The following is a 14,019-nucleotide window of genomic DNA, read 5'->3' as shown; positions in this document are numbered from 1 at the left end:
GCAATACCGCTATCACCGCAGGTCTCGTGCGAAAGCGGCGATTTCGGCGGCGAATCGCTCCGGATCCTCGATGAACAGCCCGTGCTGGGCGCCCTCCCAATACGAGGTCCGCACGTCGGGCGCGGAGGCCGCGATGTGGCGGCCGTTCTCGATGGGAACCACCGGGTCGGCGGTGCCGTGCAGCACCAGGACGGGGATGTCGAGGCCGCGCAGGGTGTCGGTGTTGTCGACCGTCCGGTAGAACAGCGCCTTGCGGACCCGGGGCGGGGTGGCGATGCTGCCGCCGAACAGCCGCTGGGCGTCCACGCCCTTGTCCCGGCCGGGGCCGGTATTGGCATTGCCGAAGGCGGCGAAACCGCGCATGGCCTTGCCCGCGCTCTCGTCGAACACGTCCGGAATGGCCTTGGCCATGCCGGGCCCGGTCTCCGCGCCGGGCACGCCGCGGCCGATATTGGCCTGCGAACCGGTGTAGACGACGCCCGCGAGGGCCGCGGTGCCGTGCGCGGTGAGGTAGTCGGAGGCGACGATGCCGCCGTAGGACCAGCCCAGCAGCAGCGCGCCGGCGGTGATGTCCTCGGCCGCGAAGACGGCGGCGATATCGGCGGCCCAGTTCTTCGGGTCGTCGTAGCCCGCCTCGGGGGCGTCGGAGTAGCCGTGGCCGCGCAGGTCCACCGCGATCACCCGGAACTGCTCGGCGAGCAGGTCGGCCGACCGTCCCCAGCACCGCAGATTCCCGGACCAGCCGTGCAGCAGCACCAGCGGGCGCGCCCCTTCCGGACCCGTCACCCGGTAAACGATGGTCGTGCCGTCCGCGCTCACTGCTTCCCGAATCGCCATGCAGTGAGGCTAACCGGCAGCGCCGCCGGGATCTCGCGCCCGTTGCGGCGCCCGCGACGGGCGCGGGCCCGGAAGGCGCTGGCCAGGGTCCTTGCCTAAGCTCAGAGCCATGAGCACTCGTACCGCTGTGGTGACCGGAGCCAGTTCGGGTATCGGTGAGGCAACCGCCCGCGAACTCGCCAAGCAGGGGTACCACGTGTACGTGGGCGCACGCCGGGTCGAGCGGCTGGAGAAGCTGGCCGAGGAGATCGGCGGCACCCCGCTGGCCTTGGACGTGACCGACGAGGAGTCGGTGCGCGCCTTCACCGAGGCAGTCGAGCGGTGCGACGTGCTGGTCAACAATGCCGGCGGCGCGAAGGGCCTGGCCCCGGTGCTGGAGGCCGATCTGGACGACTGGCGCTGGATGTGGGAGACCAATGTGCTGGGCACGCTGCGGCTCACCAAGGCGCTGCTGCCCAAGCTGATCGCCTCCGGGGACGGCCTGATCGTCACCATCACCTCGATCGCCGCCTTCCACGCCTACGACAACGGGTCCGGGTACACCTCGGCCAAGCACGCGCAGGCGGTGCTGCACCGGACGCTGCGCGGTGAGCTGCTCGGGCAGCCGGTGCGGCTGACCGAGATCGCGCCGGGCGCGGTGGAGACGGAGTTCTCGCTGGTGCGGTTCGCGGGTGACGCCGAGCGCGCGGCGAGCGTGTATCAGGGCATCGATCCGCTGGTGGCGCGGGACATCGCGGAGGTGGTGGGTTTCGTGGCGTCCCGCCCGCCGCACGTCAATCTGGACACCATCACGGTGACGCCGCGCGATCAGGCCGGGCCGGGCCGTTTCGCGCGTCGTTCCTGAGCGGGTTTCTCGGCGTGGCGCAGTCACCGTGCGCCGCACCGCAGTTCACCGCCCCATGATCTGAATCACGGATTCTTCAAAATCGGAATCCGCGCACCGGCCGCTGCTAGCGTCCCCCGCAACCGAGGGCGGCTTGGAGCGAACATGGTGAGATCACGCATCGAGGCGGTCGGGTCGTACCTGCCCGCCACCGAGATATCGACCGCGGAGCTGCTGGCCCAGCTGGCCATCGACTCCCCCATCGACCTGGAGCGGATCAGCGGCGTGCGGCACCGCCGCCGCTGCGCCGAGGACGAGGACTCCTTCACCGTGGCGATGGCCGCGGCCCGGACCGCCCTCGACAATTCCCGCTACGACGCCGCCGATCTCGACGTCGTCATCTCCTGCTCCATCACACGTATTCGCGGTGACGAATTCTGCGTGGAACCCTCGTTCGCGCTCATGCTGCGCAACGAACTCGGCGCGACCGGAGCCATCCATTTCGACGTCTCCAATGCCTGCGCGGGCATGATGAGCGGAGTTCTGGTGCTGGACCGGATGATTCGCGCGGGAATGGTGCGGCGCGGCCTGGTGGTCTCCGGCGAGTACATCACCCCGATCTCCGATACCGCGGTGCGTGAGATGTCGGAGAAATACGATCCGCAGTTCGCGTCCCTGACCGTCGGCGACGGCGCGGCCGCGGTGGTGCTGGACGGCGACGGCACCGCCGACGAGGGCATCGACTACGTCGAACTCAATACCAGCGCCGGATTCGCGCAGCTGTGCCTGGGCATGCCGAGCGACCGCAGTTCCGGCATCGCGCTCTACACCGACAATCGGGCCATGCACAACGAGGCCCGCTATCTGCTGTGGACCACCCGGCAGCGGGATTTCCTGGCCGCGCGGGGCAGCGATTTCGCGACGGAGGGCTACGACCACGTGATCCACCATCAATTCAGCGCGCCCGCAGTGGAATTGGTGTCCAAGATCGCCGAACGCGAATTCGACGCCCCGATACCGCCCGGGCTCATGGTGCTGGACCGGTACGGCAACACCGCGTCCACCTCGCATTTCGTGGTTTTACACGACGCGCTCAAACAACAGCGGATAGCGTCCGGGGCGAAAGTACTGATGGTCCCCGCGGCTTCCGGCGTCGTGGCCGGGTTTCTGTCGGTGACGCTCGGCGATCTGCGGGTGTGATGCGGTATGGGAATCGTGATTTCTTCCATCGCCACCGAAATCGGTGGCGGCAGTTCGATCGAGCAGGCGGCCGCGGCCGCGCGCCGGGCCATCGCGGAGGCGGGCAGCACGCCCGCGCACATCGACGCGCTGATCAATACCGGCGTCTACCGTGACGCCAACATGGTGGAACCGGCCATGTCCGCGCTGATCCAGCAGCAGGTGGGGATCGGGCTGGAGTATCGCAGCGGCGATGTGCCGTGCCTGTCCTTCGACCTGATGAACGGGGCCTGCGGCATTCTCAATGCCATCCAGGTCGGTCAGGCGCTGTTGGAGGCGCCGACCGTGCACCGGGTGCTGCTGGTGTCCGGTGACGCGCACCCGTCGAAATCGCCGCTGCCGCAGCCGGGTTTCCCGATCAAGCCGGTGGGTGCGGCCATGCTGCTGGAGCAGGCGGCGGGCGCGGCCGGATTCGGTGCGCTGCACATCAGCGCCACCGACGGGCGGCCCGCGTCGGAGGGCTTCGTACGACTCCCGGAGATGGGAACGACCGGCCGGTCCGCCATCACGGTGCGTCGCCCGGCCGAGGTCGAAGCGCTCCTGCAGCACGCGGTCTCGGCCGCGACCGAAGCCCTCGAGGTGGCGGACGCGCCCCTGGACCGCACGACGCTGATCTGCGGGCGACCCACCCCCGACTTCCCGGCCCGGCTCGCCGAGCGCCTGGGCATCGCTCCCGAGGCGGTCAGCGCCGACGACACCGACGGCGATGCCCACACCTCGGCACTGCCCGTCGCGTTCCTCGCGGCCCGCGACAGCGGCGGGCTCGACCACGCCGACGTAGCCTTGTTCGTGGCCGCCGGGGCGGGTCCGTCGGCCGCCGCCATCGCGTACCGCCTGCCGAAACCGTAAGTCGCGGTAAGTAATTCCGCCGGGAGGGGCCATGAACGACCTGTGGGTGATCGTGCCCGCCTACAACGAGGAACTCGGCATCACCGCCACCCTGGCGGCGCTCGCCGGGCAGCGGGACCGGGACTTCACCGTCCTGGTGGTGGACAACAACTCCACCGACGCCACCGTGAAGGTGGTGCGCGACTTCGCCCTCGCGCATCCCGAGCCGCGGATCGAGATCGTCGCCGAGGAACACAAGGGCACCGGCGCGGCCGCCGACACCGGCATGCGCCACGCCATCGCGGCCGGGGCCACCCGCCTGGCCCGCACCGACGCGGACTGCTTGCCCGCCCCCGACTGGACCACGCGGATCCGGGCCGCCTTCGACTCCGGGCTGCGCCTGGTCAGCGGTCAGCTCATCCCCCGCACCGACGAGGGCGTGAGCCTGCTGGACCGCACCGTCATCCGGGTAGCCCTCGAATTGGCCTCGCAGTTCGGGAAACTCCGGCCCGGCAACCAGGATCCGCGCTACCTGGGCCCCTACGTCATGACGCCCGGCTGCAATATGGCCATCACGGCCGAACTGTACGAGGCCGCGGGCGGTTTCCCGCGCACCGCCATCGAGGAGCTGCACGAGGACCGGGCGCTGGTGAACGCGGTCCGTACGCTCACCACTGACTACGGGCTGCGGCGCGACGTGCGGGTGTACGGGTCGAATCGGCGCGTGAAAGCCTGGGGTGTGCGCAAGACCCTCGCCTGGTACGCCGACCACCGCTACAAACCGGAGCTGGTGGACATCCGGTGACGTCTGGATACCCGTCCGCGGGCGAGGATTTCGTCGCGCTGCTGCGTGAGCAGGTGCTGCGTACCCCCGACGCCCCCGCCCTCGGCATGATCGGCGAGCGGCCGCTGAGTTTCGCCGAACTCGACGCCCGCATCCGCCTGGTGGTGAAACGCCTGCACAGCAAGGGCTTCGAGCCCGGCGACCGGATGCTGTTCTCCATCCGGCCCTGCGTGGACGCGGTGGTGCTGGTGTTCGGGACCATCGCGGCCGGCGGCAGCATCGTGTTCGTGGACCCCGGCATCGGGCCCGAATTGTTCGCGCGCCGACTGGAACTGGTGAAACCCACCTGGGCCGCCACCGAATCACTGCTCTACCTGCTGAGCGGGCCGCTCCAGAAGTACGGCCGCCGGCTCGGCCTCTCGCTACCGGAATTCGGTCGGCTACCGGTGCGCCACATCCACAGCGGCCCGCGCCTACCCGGGACGCCGCGCGGTTCCATCCCGCTCGGCCGCCTGATCGGCTCCGAACCCGGCTGGTCCGGCCCCGCCACCGGCGCCACCGTGGACGCGCCCGTGGAGGATCCCGACGCCGAGGCGCTCATCGTCTTCACCTCCGGCACCACCGCCGACCCGAAAGCCGTGGTGCACACCCGCGGTTCGCTGGGCGCGGGCCTGGCCGCCGTGGCCGGCTCCACCACCCTGATGCCCGGCTCGCACCTGCACACCGAGCAGTTGATGATGGGCTTACCCGCGGTGCTGGAGGGGGCGCGCTGGTCCATGCCGCGCTATCCCCGCTTCAGCACCCACGTCGATCCGCTCGGCTTCGCCCGCACCCTCGGCCCGGCGGGCAGCCCGGACAGCGCCACCCACGCCTTCCTCACCCCCGCCGATCTGGCGACCATCCTCGACGCGGTCGAGGCCGGGCGGCTGCCCGCGCCGGCCCACCTCGAGGAGATCTCCCTCGGCGGCGCGCCCGTCACCACCGCGCTGCTGCGCCGCGCCCGCGCGGTCCTCCCCGGCACCGAATTCCTGGCGGTCTACGGCATGACCGAGATCCTGCCGGTGGCAATCACTTCCGGCGCCGACAAACTCGCCTTCGAGGGCGCGGGCGACCCGCTCGGCTTCCCGTGCGAGGGCGTGGACGCGCGCATCGCCGACGACGGCGAACTCGTCCTCTCCGGGCCCAACCTGTGCCGCGGCTACCTCGGCGAACCCCCGCTGAAGGAGATCGCCACCGGCGACCTGGCCCGCTTCGACGGCGGCACCCTGGTCCTGATGGGCCGCAAGAAGGACATGATGATCCGCGGCAAGACCAATATCTACCCGGGCCTCTACGAACCGGCCATCGCGGGTGTCGAGGGCGTCCGCGAGGCCGTCATGATCGGCATCCCCGACGAGATCGGCGACGAGCGCATCGTCCTGGCCGTCGTCGCCGACCCGCACGCCACCGACGTCGCGACCCGCCTACGCCGCGAATTACCCGCCCTGATCGACGTTTCCGCCCTGCCCGACGACATCGTCCTGGTCGACGAGATCCCCGTGGCCGGCCGCACCAGCAAGCCCGACCGCGCCGAACTACGGTCCCGCCTGAGCGGTCCCGCCTGAGCGACGCTCACACCCCCGTTCCGCTAGCCTCGCCCGGCGGGTCGGGGCGCTGCCGCAGGGCGGTCAGCACGGCGTCCGCGAATTCGCGTGCCCGCGACTCGGACACCACCGGCTCCGCGTAGCAGAACCCCAGGTGCATTTCGTCGTGCGCCGTGGTGACCGCGACCGTCAGCACGCTCACGCACGAATTCGAGGCGGCCAGCCGCAGGCCCGACAGCCGCCACGCCCCCGCCTCCTCCGGAAAGCCGACCCGGCCCAGATTGGTCACCGACACATTCCACGGCGCGCGCCGGTCCACCAATTCCGCCAGCCGCACGCCGGATTCGAGGGCGCGCGGCGTCCCGAACCGCATCCCCGCCACCGTCGCCAGATGCCGCCGCTGCCGCACCCCGCGCTCCAGCTGCCGCTTCGCCGACCCCGCCGCCTCCCACAGGGACACGCCGGGCCCGAACGGCACGAACCCGACCAGGACCGGCGCGTACACCCCGAGCTCCTCCGAATCCGGTCGCGGCGTGAGTGATTCCCGGAAGTCCACCGGCGACGCGATGGCCGCCACCCCGCCGCCGTCCGGCTCGTGATCCGCCGCACCGACGGCATCGGCCACCACGGCCGCCAATGCGCCGTGCACCGTCACCCCGGCGCGGCGGCAATCGGTCACCAAGCCCGCCAGCGCTTCCCGATCGAGCACGCGATGCACGACCCGAGTCCGCCGGACGGCGGGCGGGGCGGCGGTTCCGGCCAGCAGGGTCGGCCGCCGCACCAGGGCCGTGACCTGATCGGACAGCGTGGCGTACGCCCACCGCCAGAATCCGCGCGCCCCGGCGGGTATCAGGTCGTCGGCAGCCGGGAACGGGGTTCGCGGGCGCGGCGGGGCGGGCTCGTCCGCGGCGGTGTGGTCGATCAGCTTGCGCAGCAACGCCGTCAGCGAGCGACCGTCGGCGATGATGTGCGACATCGTGAGCACGATGTCGTGGAATTCGTGACCGTCCTCCGACGCGACCCCGATATCGACGACGCGGGCCAGCGCCCGCTCCAGGTCGAAAGGTTCGGCCAGCTCGGCGTCGAGCACCCGCTCCCAGGCCCGCTCGTCACGGGATGCCATCCGCCGCACCGGAATTCCCGGTGCGGCGGTCGGTCGCCAGCGCGGATCGCTTCCGGCGTCGTCGGTGATCCCCAGGCGCAGCAGCGGATATTCGGCGACCAGCGCCGCGGCCGCGGATTCCAGCCGGTCCGCCGGAATCCGGCCGTGCACCCGCACGCGCGCGCTGCAATTCGCCGGGGACAACCGGTCGATGATCCAGAACCATCGCTCGGAGGGGCTGAGCGCGCGCACCCGCCGACCCTATCCGGGTCGGCAACCACCGCAAGGGTTTTCAGCGACCGCCGACCGGCTGGGGCGGGAGCGGGGTGGCCGAGATCTGGTTGTGCGGTTCGCCCTGCAGGGCGGACAGGCCCTTCCAGGTCTCCCAGTCGATGGTCCAGTCGTAGATGTCGCCGTCGGCCGCGGACAGCTGGATGCGGGTGCCGGTGACCTCGACCGGGTCGCCGTAGAGCGCGGTCGGGAAGTAGGCCTGGGCGTCGGCGGTGCTGAGGTTGATGCAGCCGTTGGTGACGTTCGAATTGCCCTGGGCGGATGCCGATTGCGGATTGGCGTGGATGAACTCGCCATTGTTGGAGATGCGCACGGCCCAGCGTTCCCGCACGTTCGTGTAGAACGGCGGATTCGACATCATGAAGTCCTCGTACTTCTCCGTCACCACGTGGATGCCGGAGCGGGTGACATTGCGGTCCTCGTTGCCCTCGCCGTAGCTGCACGCGAAGTCGAAGATGGTCGCGCCGTCGCGCACCACCTGGACGCGGTGGCTGGGCGCGGAGGCCTTCACGATCTGGGCGCGGCCGATCCGGAAGTCGGAGGTGAGATCGGAGTCGCCGAACAGGCCGCCGCCCATGTCGAGGCCGTACAGCTTGGCGCCGAGGTGCACGGTGGTGCCGGGCTGCCAGTACTCGCGGGGCCGCCAGTGCACACGCGAGCCGCCGTTGTCGTCCTGCAGCCAGGCCCAGGAGCCCTCGGTGGCGGGGGTGGCGGTGACGGTGAGCGCCTTCTCGACGGCCGCCTTGTTCTCGACGTGCCCCTTGAACTGGAGCATGATCGACGCGGCGATGCCGACTTCCTGCCCGTCGCCGATATTGACGGTGGCGGGAGCGGTCTTCTTGGGGTTGACGGTGCTGAACTTGCCGTCGATGGCGACCGGCTTGTTGTCGGTGCCGATGGCGGTGCCGGACCAGGTGTAGGTGGCGCCGTAGCCGAGCGGCTCGTTCACCGTGAATTTGCTGCGAGTGGCATCGAATGTGCCGGTTACCTGTTTGCCATTGGCGTTGGTCAGCGCCAGCTGGTCGATCCGCCCGTTGGTGACGGTGACGGTGGCCGACGTGGTCGGGTTGACCTGCTCGGCGCCGGCGGCCGGTTCCAATTTCACGGTCGCGACGGGCTCGGCAGGTTTGGCCGTGCCGCCGTTCTTGTTCGACGACGAGCAGGCCGCCGCGATGACCGCTGTCGACGCCACCAGTGCGGCACGCATGGCCGACCGGCGGGACAGTCCTCGATTACTCACTTGTTCGACCCTACCCCCGCAAACCGTGTATCCCGGACGCTGTTCTAGTGGTGGACACCACCCGCTACAGGCTCACTCCCACGGTCACGGGTTCGGGTTCCAGCTCGATGCCGAAGCGCTCGGCAACCCCTTCGCGAACCGTGCGGGCGAGGGTCACCAGATCGGTCGCGGTAGCCGCGCCCCGATTGGTCAGCGCCAGCGTGTGTTTGGTCGACAACCGCGCCGGAGACCCGTCGCCCGGAAAGCCCTTGGCGAAGCCGGCGCGCTCGATGAGCCAGCCCGCCGAGAATTTTACCCCGCCCTCGGCCGGGTAGGTGGGCGCGGTGACATCGGCGCCGAGATGTGCGGCGATCGCGGCGCGCACGGCACCCACCCGCTCGTCCGGAACGATGGGGTTGGTGAAAAACGAACCGGCACTCCAGGTGTCGTGATCGGCCGGGTCCAGCACCATGCCCTTGCCCGCTCGCAACCGGAGCACCACCTCGCGCACATCGGCGGCGGGCCGGGACTCGCCCTCGGCCGCGCCCAGCGCGTTCGCCAGTTCCCGGTATCCCAGCGGCGCGCTGGAACCGTCCGCGCGCAGCGCGAATTCGACGGCCAGCACCACCGCGGCGGCACTGTGCTTGAGAAGCGAAGTGCGGTACCCGAATCCGAGCTCCTCGGGCGCGACCCAGCGGATCTCCCCGCTGGCCCGGTCCAGCAAACGCACCCGGCGCAGCAAACTCGCCACCTCGACGCCGTACGCGCCGACATTCTGCACCGGCGTCGCGCCCGCCGAACCCGGGATGCCGGACAGGCATTCGAGGCCGCCGAGTCCGGCCGCCACCGTGGCCGCCACCACCGCGTCCCAGTTCGCGCCCGCCTCGGCGAGCACCGAGTCCGCGCCGATCTCCACGCCCTCGGTGGCGATCCGCACCACGACCCCGTCGAAACCGTCGTCGGCGATGAGCAGGTTGGAGCCGCCCGCGACGAGCAGCACCGGAATCCCGGCCGCGTCCAGTTCCCGGACCGTCGCCACCAGCGCGTCGGTGGTCTCGCAGTCGGCCACCGTGGCCGGGCCGCCGACCCGCAGGGTCGTCAGTTCCGCCAGCGGGACCCCGGCACGCAGCCGCGCCCCGGTCACCGCCAGCCGGTCCCGCAGGTCGTCGAACGACACCACCCGAGAAGTACGCACAGGCACAGACGGTAGCGTGTCCGACCATGGCGACACCTCTGGCCTTCACTGCGCACTCGACACATCCCCTGGCCGCGGTGCGCGCGGCGTTCGCCGACGAGCAGTACTGGAAGGACCGCATCGAGGCGGTCGGCGGGCCCAACGCCCGCATCGAGAGCATCGCGATCACCGGTGACCAGGTGCGCGTCGATATGGTCCAGACCATCCCGGCCGCGGACCTGCCCGCCCAGATCACCGCGATCAAGCCGGACGGTCTGACCATTCCGCGCACCGAGACCTGGCACGGCAACGGCGGCACCGTCGAGGCGCACGTGGACGGCGCGCCCGCGACCATCACCGGCAGCCTCACCGTCACCGAGGACGGCGCCGGCTCCACCTTCGTGGTCGACGCGACCATCGACGTGAAGATCCCGTTGTTCGGCAAGAAGATCGAGGCGGCCATCCAGCAGCACCTCACCGAACTGCTGGAGCGCGAGGCCGAGTTCACCGACAATTGGCTGAGTTCTCACTGACCGAGGTCGCCCGGCAGTAACCTGAGCGATCGTGGCCCGCCGACTCGACTATTCCGCGCGGTATTCGTTGCACACCACCCACCAGGTGTACGCGGCGATGACGAACCGTGAGCACTGGGACGCCCGCATCGAGGAACTGCGCAAGCACTCCCCGAACGACATCGTCAGCCTGGAGTCCGGCGACGACGGCATCACGGTCGAACTACGTCACGTGTTGCCCCGCGACACCCTGCCCGAGATGGCGCAGATGGTGGTGCACAAGGACATGGTGATCACCCGCCGGGAGACCTACGGGCCGTACGGTCCCGAGGTGACCGGCGCCTACACCGCCGAAATCCCCGGCAGCCCGGGCACTCTCGGCGGCAATATGCGGCTGTTCCCCACCGAGACCGGCTGCACCCTGCGCACGTCCTCGCGGGCCCAGGTCAATGTTCCGTTCTTCGGGCGCAGGCTCGAACAGCTCATGCTGGTGAACCTGGTGGACCTGTTCCGCGCCGAAGCCGAGGTGACGAAGGTTTGGCTGGATCAGCAGCACCCCGCCGGGTGACCAAACCCATCGGCACGATCACCCGCGGCACCACCGGGATCAACCGGCTGCGCCGCGGGGACCGGTGGATGATGCACGACCCGCTCGTCACCGGAAGGTTGCTGGACGCCGCGGATCCGCTCGTCGTGGATCTCGGCTACGGAGCCAGCCCGGTCACCACCCTGGAGCTGGCGGCCCGGCTGCGGACCGTGCGACCCGATCTGCGCGTGGTCGGTCTGGAGATCGATCCCGAACGGGTTGTTCCGGGCCGGGACGGCGTGGTGTTCGCCCGCGGCGGTTTCGAACTCGCGGGTCTGCGGCCGACTTTGGTGCGCGCCTTCAATGTGCTGCGCCAGTATCCGGAATCCGCTGTGCCCGAAGCCTGGTCGACCATCCAGTCCGGTCTGGCCCCCGACGGCCTGCTCCTCGACGGCACCTGCGACGAACTCGGCCGCCGCTGCGCCTGGGTCCTCCTCGACCGCACCCGCCCCCTGTCCCTGACCCTGGCCTGGGATCCCTTCACCGTCGATACGCCGTCCGACATCGCCGAACGCCTCCCCAAGGCCCTCATCCACCGCAATATCCCCGGCGAACCCATCCACACCCTGCTGACCGCCGCCGACCGCGCCTGGTCCGTCGCCGCGCCGCTGGCGCCCTACGGCCCCCGCGTACGCTGGCGCCACGCCGCGAACCTGCTGCGCGAGCAAGGTTTTCCGCTCCGCGCCTACCGCCGCCGCCTGCGCGACAACATCCTGACGGTGCCCTGGTCCGCCGTCGCTCCCCTGCCCTGATCCGCGGGTACCCGCGGATCAGTGGAGCTTGTGGAGCAGGTCCCGCACGGTGCCGGAGATCGCGGCCGGCGCGAGCAGCGACCGCGGCGCGAAGGGCTGCCGCCACAGACCGCCGTGGGCGGCGCCCGCCGCGAACAGCGCTTCCGGATTGGATATTCGCGGCTCCTCGGGCGCGAACAGGTCGGCGACCAGCTTCGCGGCGAGCAGGGTCCGCGCGGTGGCGGGGTCGAAGATCTCGATGCCGAAACGGGACGACGCCCGGTACGCGGCCGCGCGCCAGCCGTTCTCGCGGGCCAGACTGCGGGTCCAGGCGGGCGGGGCCACGGTGAACGACACCGGGCAGCCCGCCGACGCGGCCAGCACCGCCCGCCAGCGCGGCAACCGTTGCGCCAGTGCGTAATCCGGCCCGGCCAGCGCGGGCAGATTGTCGAACAGCCCCCACGCGCCGCCCTCGGTGTCGAAGATCGGGCGGGTGTAGTTGAGCCGGTACAGCGCGTGCGGCGCCACCCGGTGCAGCAGATCCTGCGCATTGCCGCGGAAACCGCGCTGCGCCAGGTGATCCCGGGCCGCCGCCACCACCGACGCCGGGACCGCGTAGGTGTCGGTCGGCGAACCCAGCATGGCCAGCGCCGCATCGGGGTGATGCCGCAGCACGGCGTCGGCGAGCACGTCGGAGGCCACCGCCAGCCGCACCCCGGCGGCTCCGGGCAGCCCGGCGTAGAGGCCGAGCACAGGCCGAGCATCACTGTGCGCGGTGATCCAGGGCGCCAGGGCCGGAAAGCCCCGGGAGATGTCGACGCCGGGTTCGCCGTCCGCGACGGGGTAGCGCATGACCCCCGCACCGGACTTGGCGGCAGCCCGCAGCCGCTCCCAGCGCACCCGCCCCGGCCGATCGACCGCGAGCACTTCCGCGCCCCAGCTCAACAGCGGCCGCAGCGGCCCGAGTTCCGCGCCCGCGCCGGTCACGGTGACCTGGAAACCGGGCAGCGCCAGCCATTCCGGATGGTCGATGACCCGCTCGATCGCGGCCACGAAATCGGCTTCCAGAATGCCGTGGGTCTGCCATTCGGCCAGGCGCAGCCGCAGCGCGTCCTCGGCCAGCAGCGTTCCGCGCCACGGCACCTCGAGCCGCTTCACCGCCGCGGCCTCGCCGGCCACCGCGGCGGTCTCCAGCCCGGCGCCGTCGGCCGCGGCGTCCACGTCGACGGTGTCCAGGGCCGCGACCGTGCGGCCGACGGTGAACCGCAGCATGTGCCGCACCGAGCGCAGTCCGGCCTCGGCCATGCCGATCGAGATCTCGGGCGCGCTGATCGCCAGCGCCGTCATTCCCCTGAAGACGCGGTGGTAGCCGTGCCGCCAGTCGCGGCAGGTCTCCACCGATTGCGCCAGGTCGGCGTCGTAGGGCCGGATCGCGTCGGCGACGACGGCGGCCGAGAACATGTCCGCGATCCGTTCGGGCGGGCCCGGCGGAAACACCAGATCCCACACGCCAGCACCGGTCCCCATACCAGCTACCCTGCCACGAATCACGCGCCCGCAAAACTCGAAACCCGCACCCCGCGATCCCCGGAATGCCGTCCGGCGAACGCTAGCGGTGATCTTCCTGCGCGCGCGCCAGCGCGCGATGCAGCCGGGCCGCGGTGGCCGGGTCCAGAGCCGCACTGGCGGAACGGATCTCGGCCCGGGCGCAGCGGTGGATGGCGACCGCGTCGGACACCACCTCGTCCAGCGCGGCCTGCCCGATCCCGGCCTCGGCCAGATCCATGACGGTGCGCAGCGGCGTGGTCACCAGGAACGCGCCCGCCGATTCCACGTCCTTGCGCGCGAAACTGCGCCGCAGCACCACCAGCCGCGGCGACAGCGGGAACCGCCCGACCCGCGCCGACAGGTGCACGAACCGCGGCCGCAACCGGCCCAGCCCGTGCAGTTCGGCGGCGCTGTGGTGGGAGACGGCGGCCGCCCCGTCGAACCAGGCCGACCACATGGCGTACTCGTCGAGCGGCCCGTCCGGCCAGTCGGCCAGCCGTAGCAGCCCCACCCCCGACCGCAGCACGCTGCCGTCGCGTAATCCGTCGCGGATCCGGACCTCACATCCGGTGCGCAGTACCTGTCGGGTGGTGAAGTATCCCGCGTGCCGCCCGGCCTGCTCCCGCAACGCGTCCCAGTCGTGTTCCGGATCCCCCGGTGCCGCGTTCCCAGCCATGGGACTCAGGATAAGCCGGACCCATGTGTGTTATGTCACAATCCACGGCTGTGTGCCGACACCTCACACGATGCACAGAGCTCACA

The 14,019-nt window shown here is 70.8% G+C and carries 14 protein-coding genes; 8 read left to right on the top strand and 6 right to left on the bottom strand.

Annotated features, from left to right (window positions below; translation table 11 throughout):
- Positions 1-12: 12 nt before the first annotated feature.
- Entirely contained in the window at positions 13-837 is an 825-nt protein-coding gene (locus tag ABZ382_RS20280; RefSeq protein WP_357090925.1) for an alpha/beta hydrolase, read from the bottom strand.
- A gap of 109 nt (positions 838-946) precedes the next feature.
- Here ABZ382_RS20280 and ABZ382_RS20275 point away from each other — a divergent pair, with 109 nt between their 5' ends.
- From ABZ382_RS20275 to ABZ382_RS20255, 5 genes are all read left to right on the top strand, one after another.
- A complete protein-coding gene (locus tag ABZ382_RS20275; protein ID WP_357090923.1) occupies positions 947-1,681 on the top strand; it encodes an SDR family NAD(P)-dependent oxidoreductase in 735 nt (244 codons plus the stop codon).
- Positions 1,682-1,825: 144 nt separating this feature from the next.
- The gene (locus ABZ382_RS20270) at positions 1,826-2,860 is read left to right on the top strand and encodes a 3-oxoacyl-[acyl-carrier-protein] synthase III C-terminal domain-containing protein (protein WP_357090921.1); all 1,035 of its coding nucleotides are present in this window, start codon (positions 1,826-1,828) and stop codon (positions 2,858-2,860) included.
- Positions 2,861-2,866: 6 nt separating this feature from the next.
- Positions 2,867-3,748, top strand: a complete 882-nt coding sequence (locus tag ABZ382_RS20265) for a hypothetical protein (protein ID WP_357090919.1) — start codon at positions 2,867-2,869, stop codon at positions 3,746-3,748.
- A 31-nt stretch (positions 3,749-3,779) separates the two neighbouring features.
- Positions 3,780-4,532 (top strand): glycosyltransferase family A protein, encoded by a 753-nt coding sequence (locus tag ABZ382_RS20260; protein ID WP_357090918.1) that lies wholly within the window; start codon positions 3,780-3,782, stop codon positions 4,530-4,532.
- Entirely contained in the window at positions 4,529-6,115 is a 1,587-nt protein-coding gene (locus ABZ382_RS20255; RefSeq protein ID WP_357090916.1) for a class I adenylate-forming enzyme family protein, read from the top strand. The genes ABZ382_RS20260 and ABZ382_RS20255 overlap by 4 nt, the downstream gene beginning before the upstream one ends.
- A gap of 7 nt (positions 6,116-6,122) precedes the next feature.
- On the opposite strand, the gene ABZ382_RS20250 is transcribed toward ABZ382_RS20255, so the two are convergent.
- From ABZ382_RS20250 to ABZ382_RS20240, 3 genes are all read right to left on the bottom strand, one after another.
- On the bottom strand, positions 6,123-7,448 hold the full coding sequence (locus tag ABZ382_RS20250) for a condensation domain-containing protein (protein WP_357090914.1): 1,326 nt from the start codon (positions 7,446-7,448) through the stop codon (positions 6,123-6,125).
- Between the two features lie 40 nt (positions 7,449-7,488).
- The gene (locus ABZ382_RS20245; protein WP_357091342.1) at positions 7,489-8,694 is read right to left on the bottom strand and encodes an Ig-like domain-containing protein; all 1,206 of its coding nucleotides are present in this window, start codon (positions 8,692-8,694) and stop codon (positions 7,489-7,491) included.
- A 97-nt stretch (positions 8,695-8,791) separates the two neighbouring features.
- Positions 8,792-9,886, bottom strand: a complete 1,095-nt coding sequence (locus ABZ382_RS20240) for a UDP-N-acetylmuramate dehydrogenase (RefSeq protein ID WP_357091340.1) — start codon at positions 9,884-9,886, stop codon at positions 8,792-8,794.
- 41 nt (positions 9,887-9,927) lie between these two features.
- On the opposite strand from ABZ382_RS20240, the gene ABZ382_RS20235 reads away from it, so the two are divergent.
- From ABZ382_RS20235 to ABZ382_RS20225, 3 genes are read left to right on the top strand one after another with little or no spacing between them, the layout of a single operon-like run.
- Positions 9,928-10,413 (top strand): DUF2505 domain-containing protein, encoded by a 486-nt coding sequence (locus ABZ382_RS20235; protein ID WP_357090912.1) that lies wholly within the window; start codon positions 9,928-9,930, stop codon positions 10,411-10,413.
- Positions 10,414-10,444: 31 nt separating this feature from the next.
- Positions 10,445-10,960: a DUF2505 domain-containing protein gene (locus tag ABZ382_RS20230; RefSeq protein WP_357090910.1), complete on the top strand. Its 516-nt coding sequence runs from the start codon at positions 10,445-10,447 to the stop codon at positions 10,958-10,960.
- The gene (locus ABZ382_RS20225; protein ID WP_357090908.1) at positions 10,957-11,730 is read left to right on the top strand and encodes a class I SAM-dependent methyltransferase; all 774 of its coding nucleotides are present in this window, start codon (positions 10,957-10,959) and stop codon (positions 11,728-11,730) included. Before ABZ382_RS20230 ends, ABZ382_RS20225 begins: the two co-directional genes overlap by 4 nt.
- Before the next feature lie 18 nt (positions 11,731-11,748).
- Here ABZ382_RS20225 and ABZ382_RS20220 read toward each other — a convergent pair whose 3' ends face one another.
- The gene (locus tag ABZ382_RS20220; protein WP_357090906.1) at positions 11,749-13,236 is read right to left on the bottom strand and encodes a hypothetical protein; all 1,488 of its coding nucleotides are present in this window, start codon (positions 13,234-13,236) and stop codon (positions 11,749-11,751) included.
- 82 nt (positions 13,237-13,318) lie between these two features.
- A complete protein-coding gene (locus ABZ382_RS20215; protein ID WP_357090904.1) occupies positions 13,319-13,933 on the bottom strand; it encodes a hypothetical protein in 615 nt (204 codons plus the stop codon).
- Positions 13,934-14,019: the final 86 nt, after the last annotated feature.

It is taken from the genome of Nocardia sp. NPDC005825 (assembly GCF_040630175.1).
Lineage (GTDB): Bacteria > Actinomycetota > Actinomycetes > Mycobacteriales > Mycobacteriaceae > Nocardia.
The sequence above is the reverse complement of the archived record's forward strand: the minus strand, read 5'-3'. Positions and strand labels throughout refer to the sequence as shown.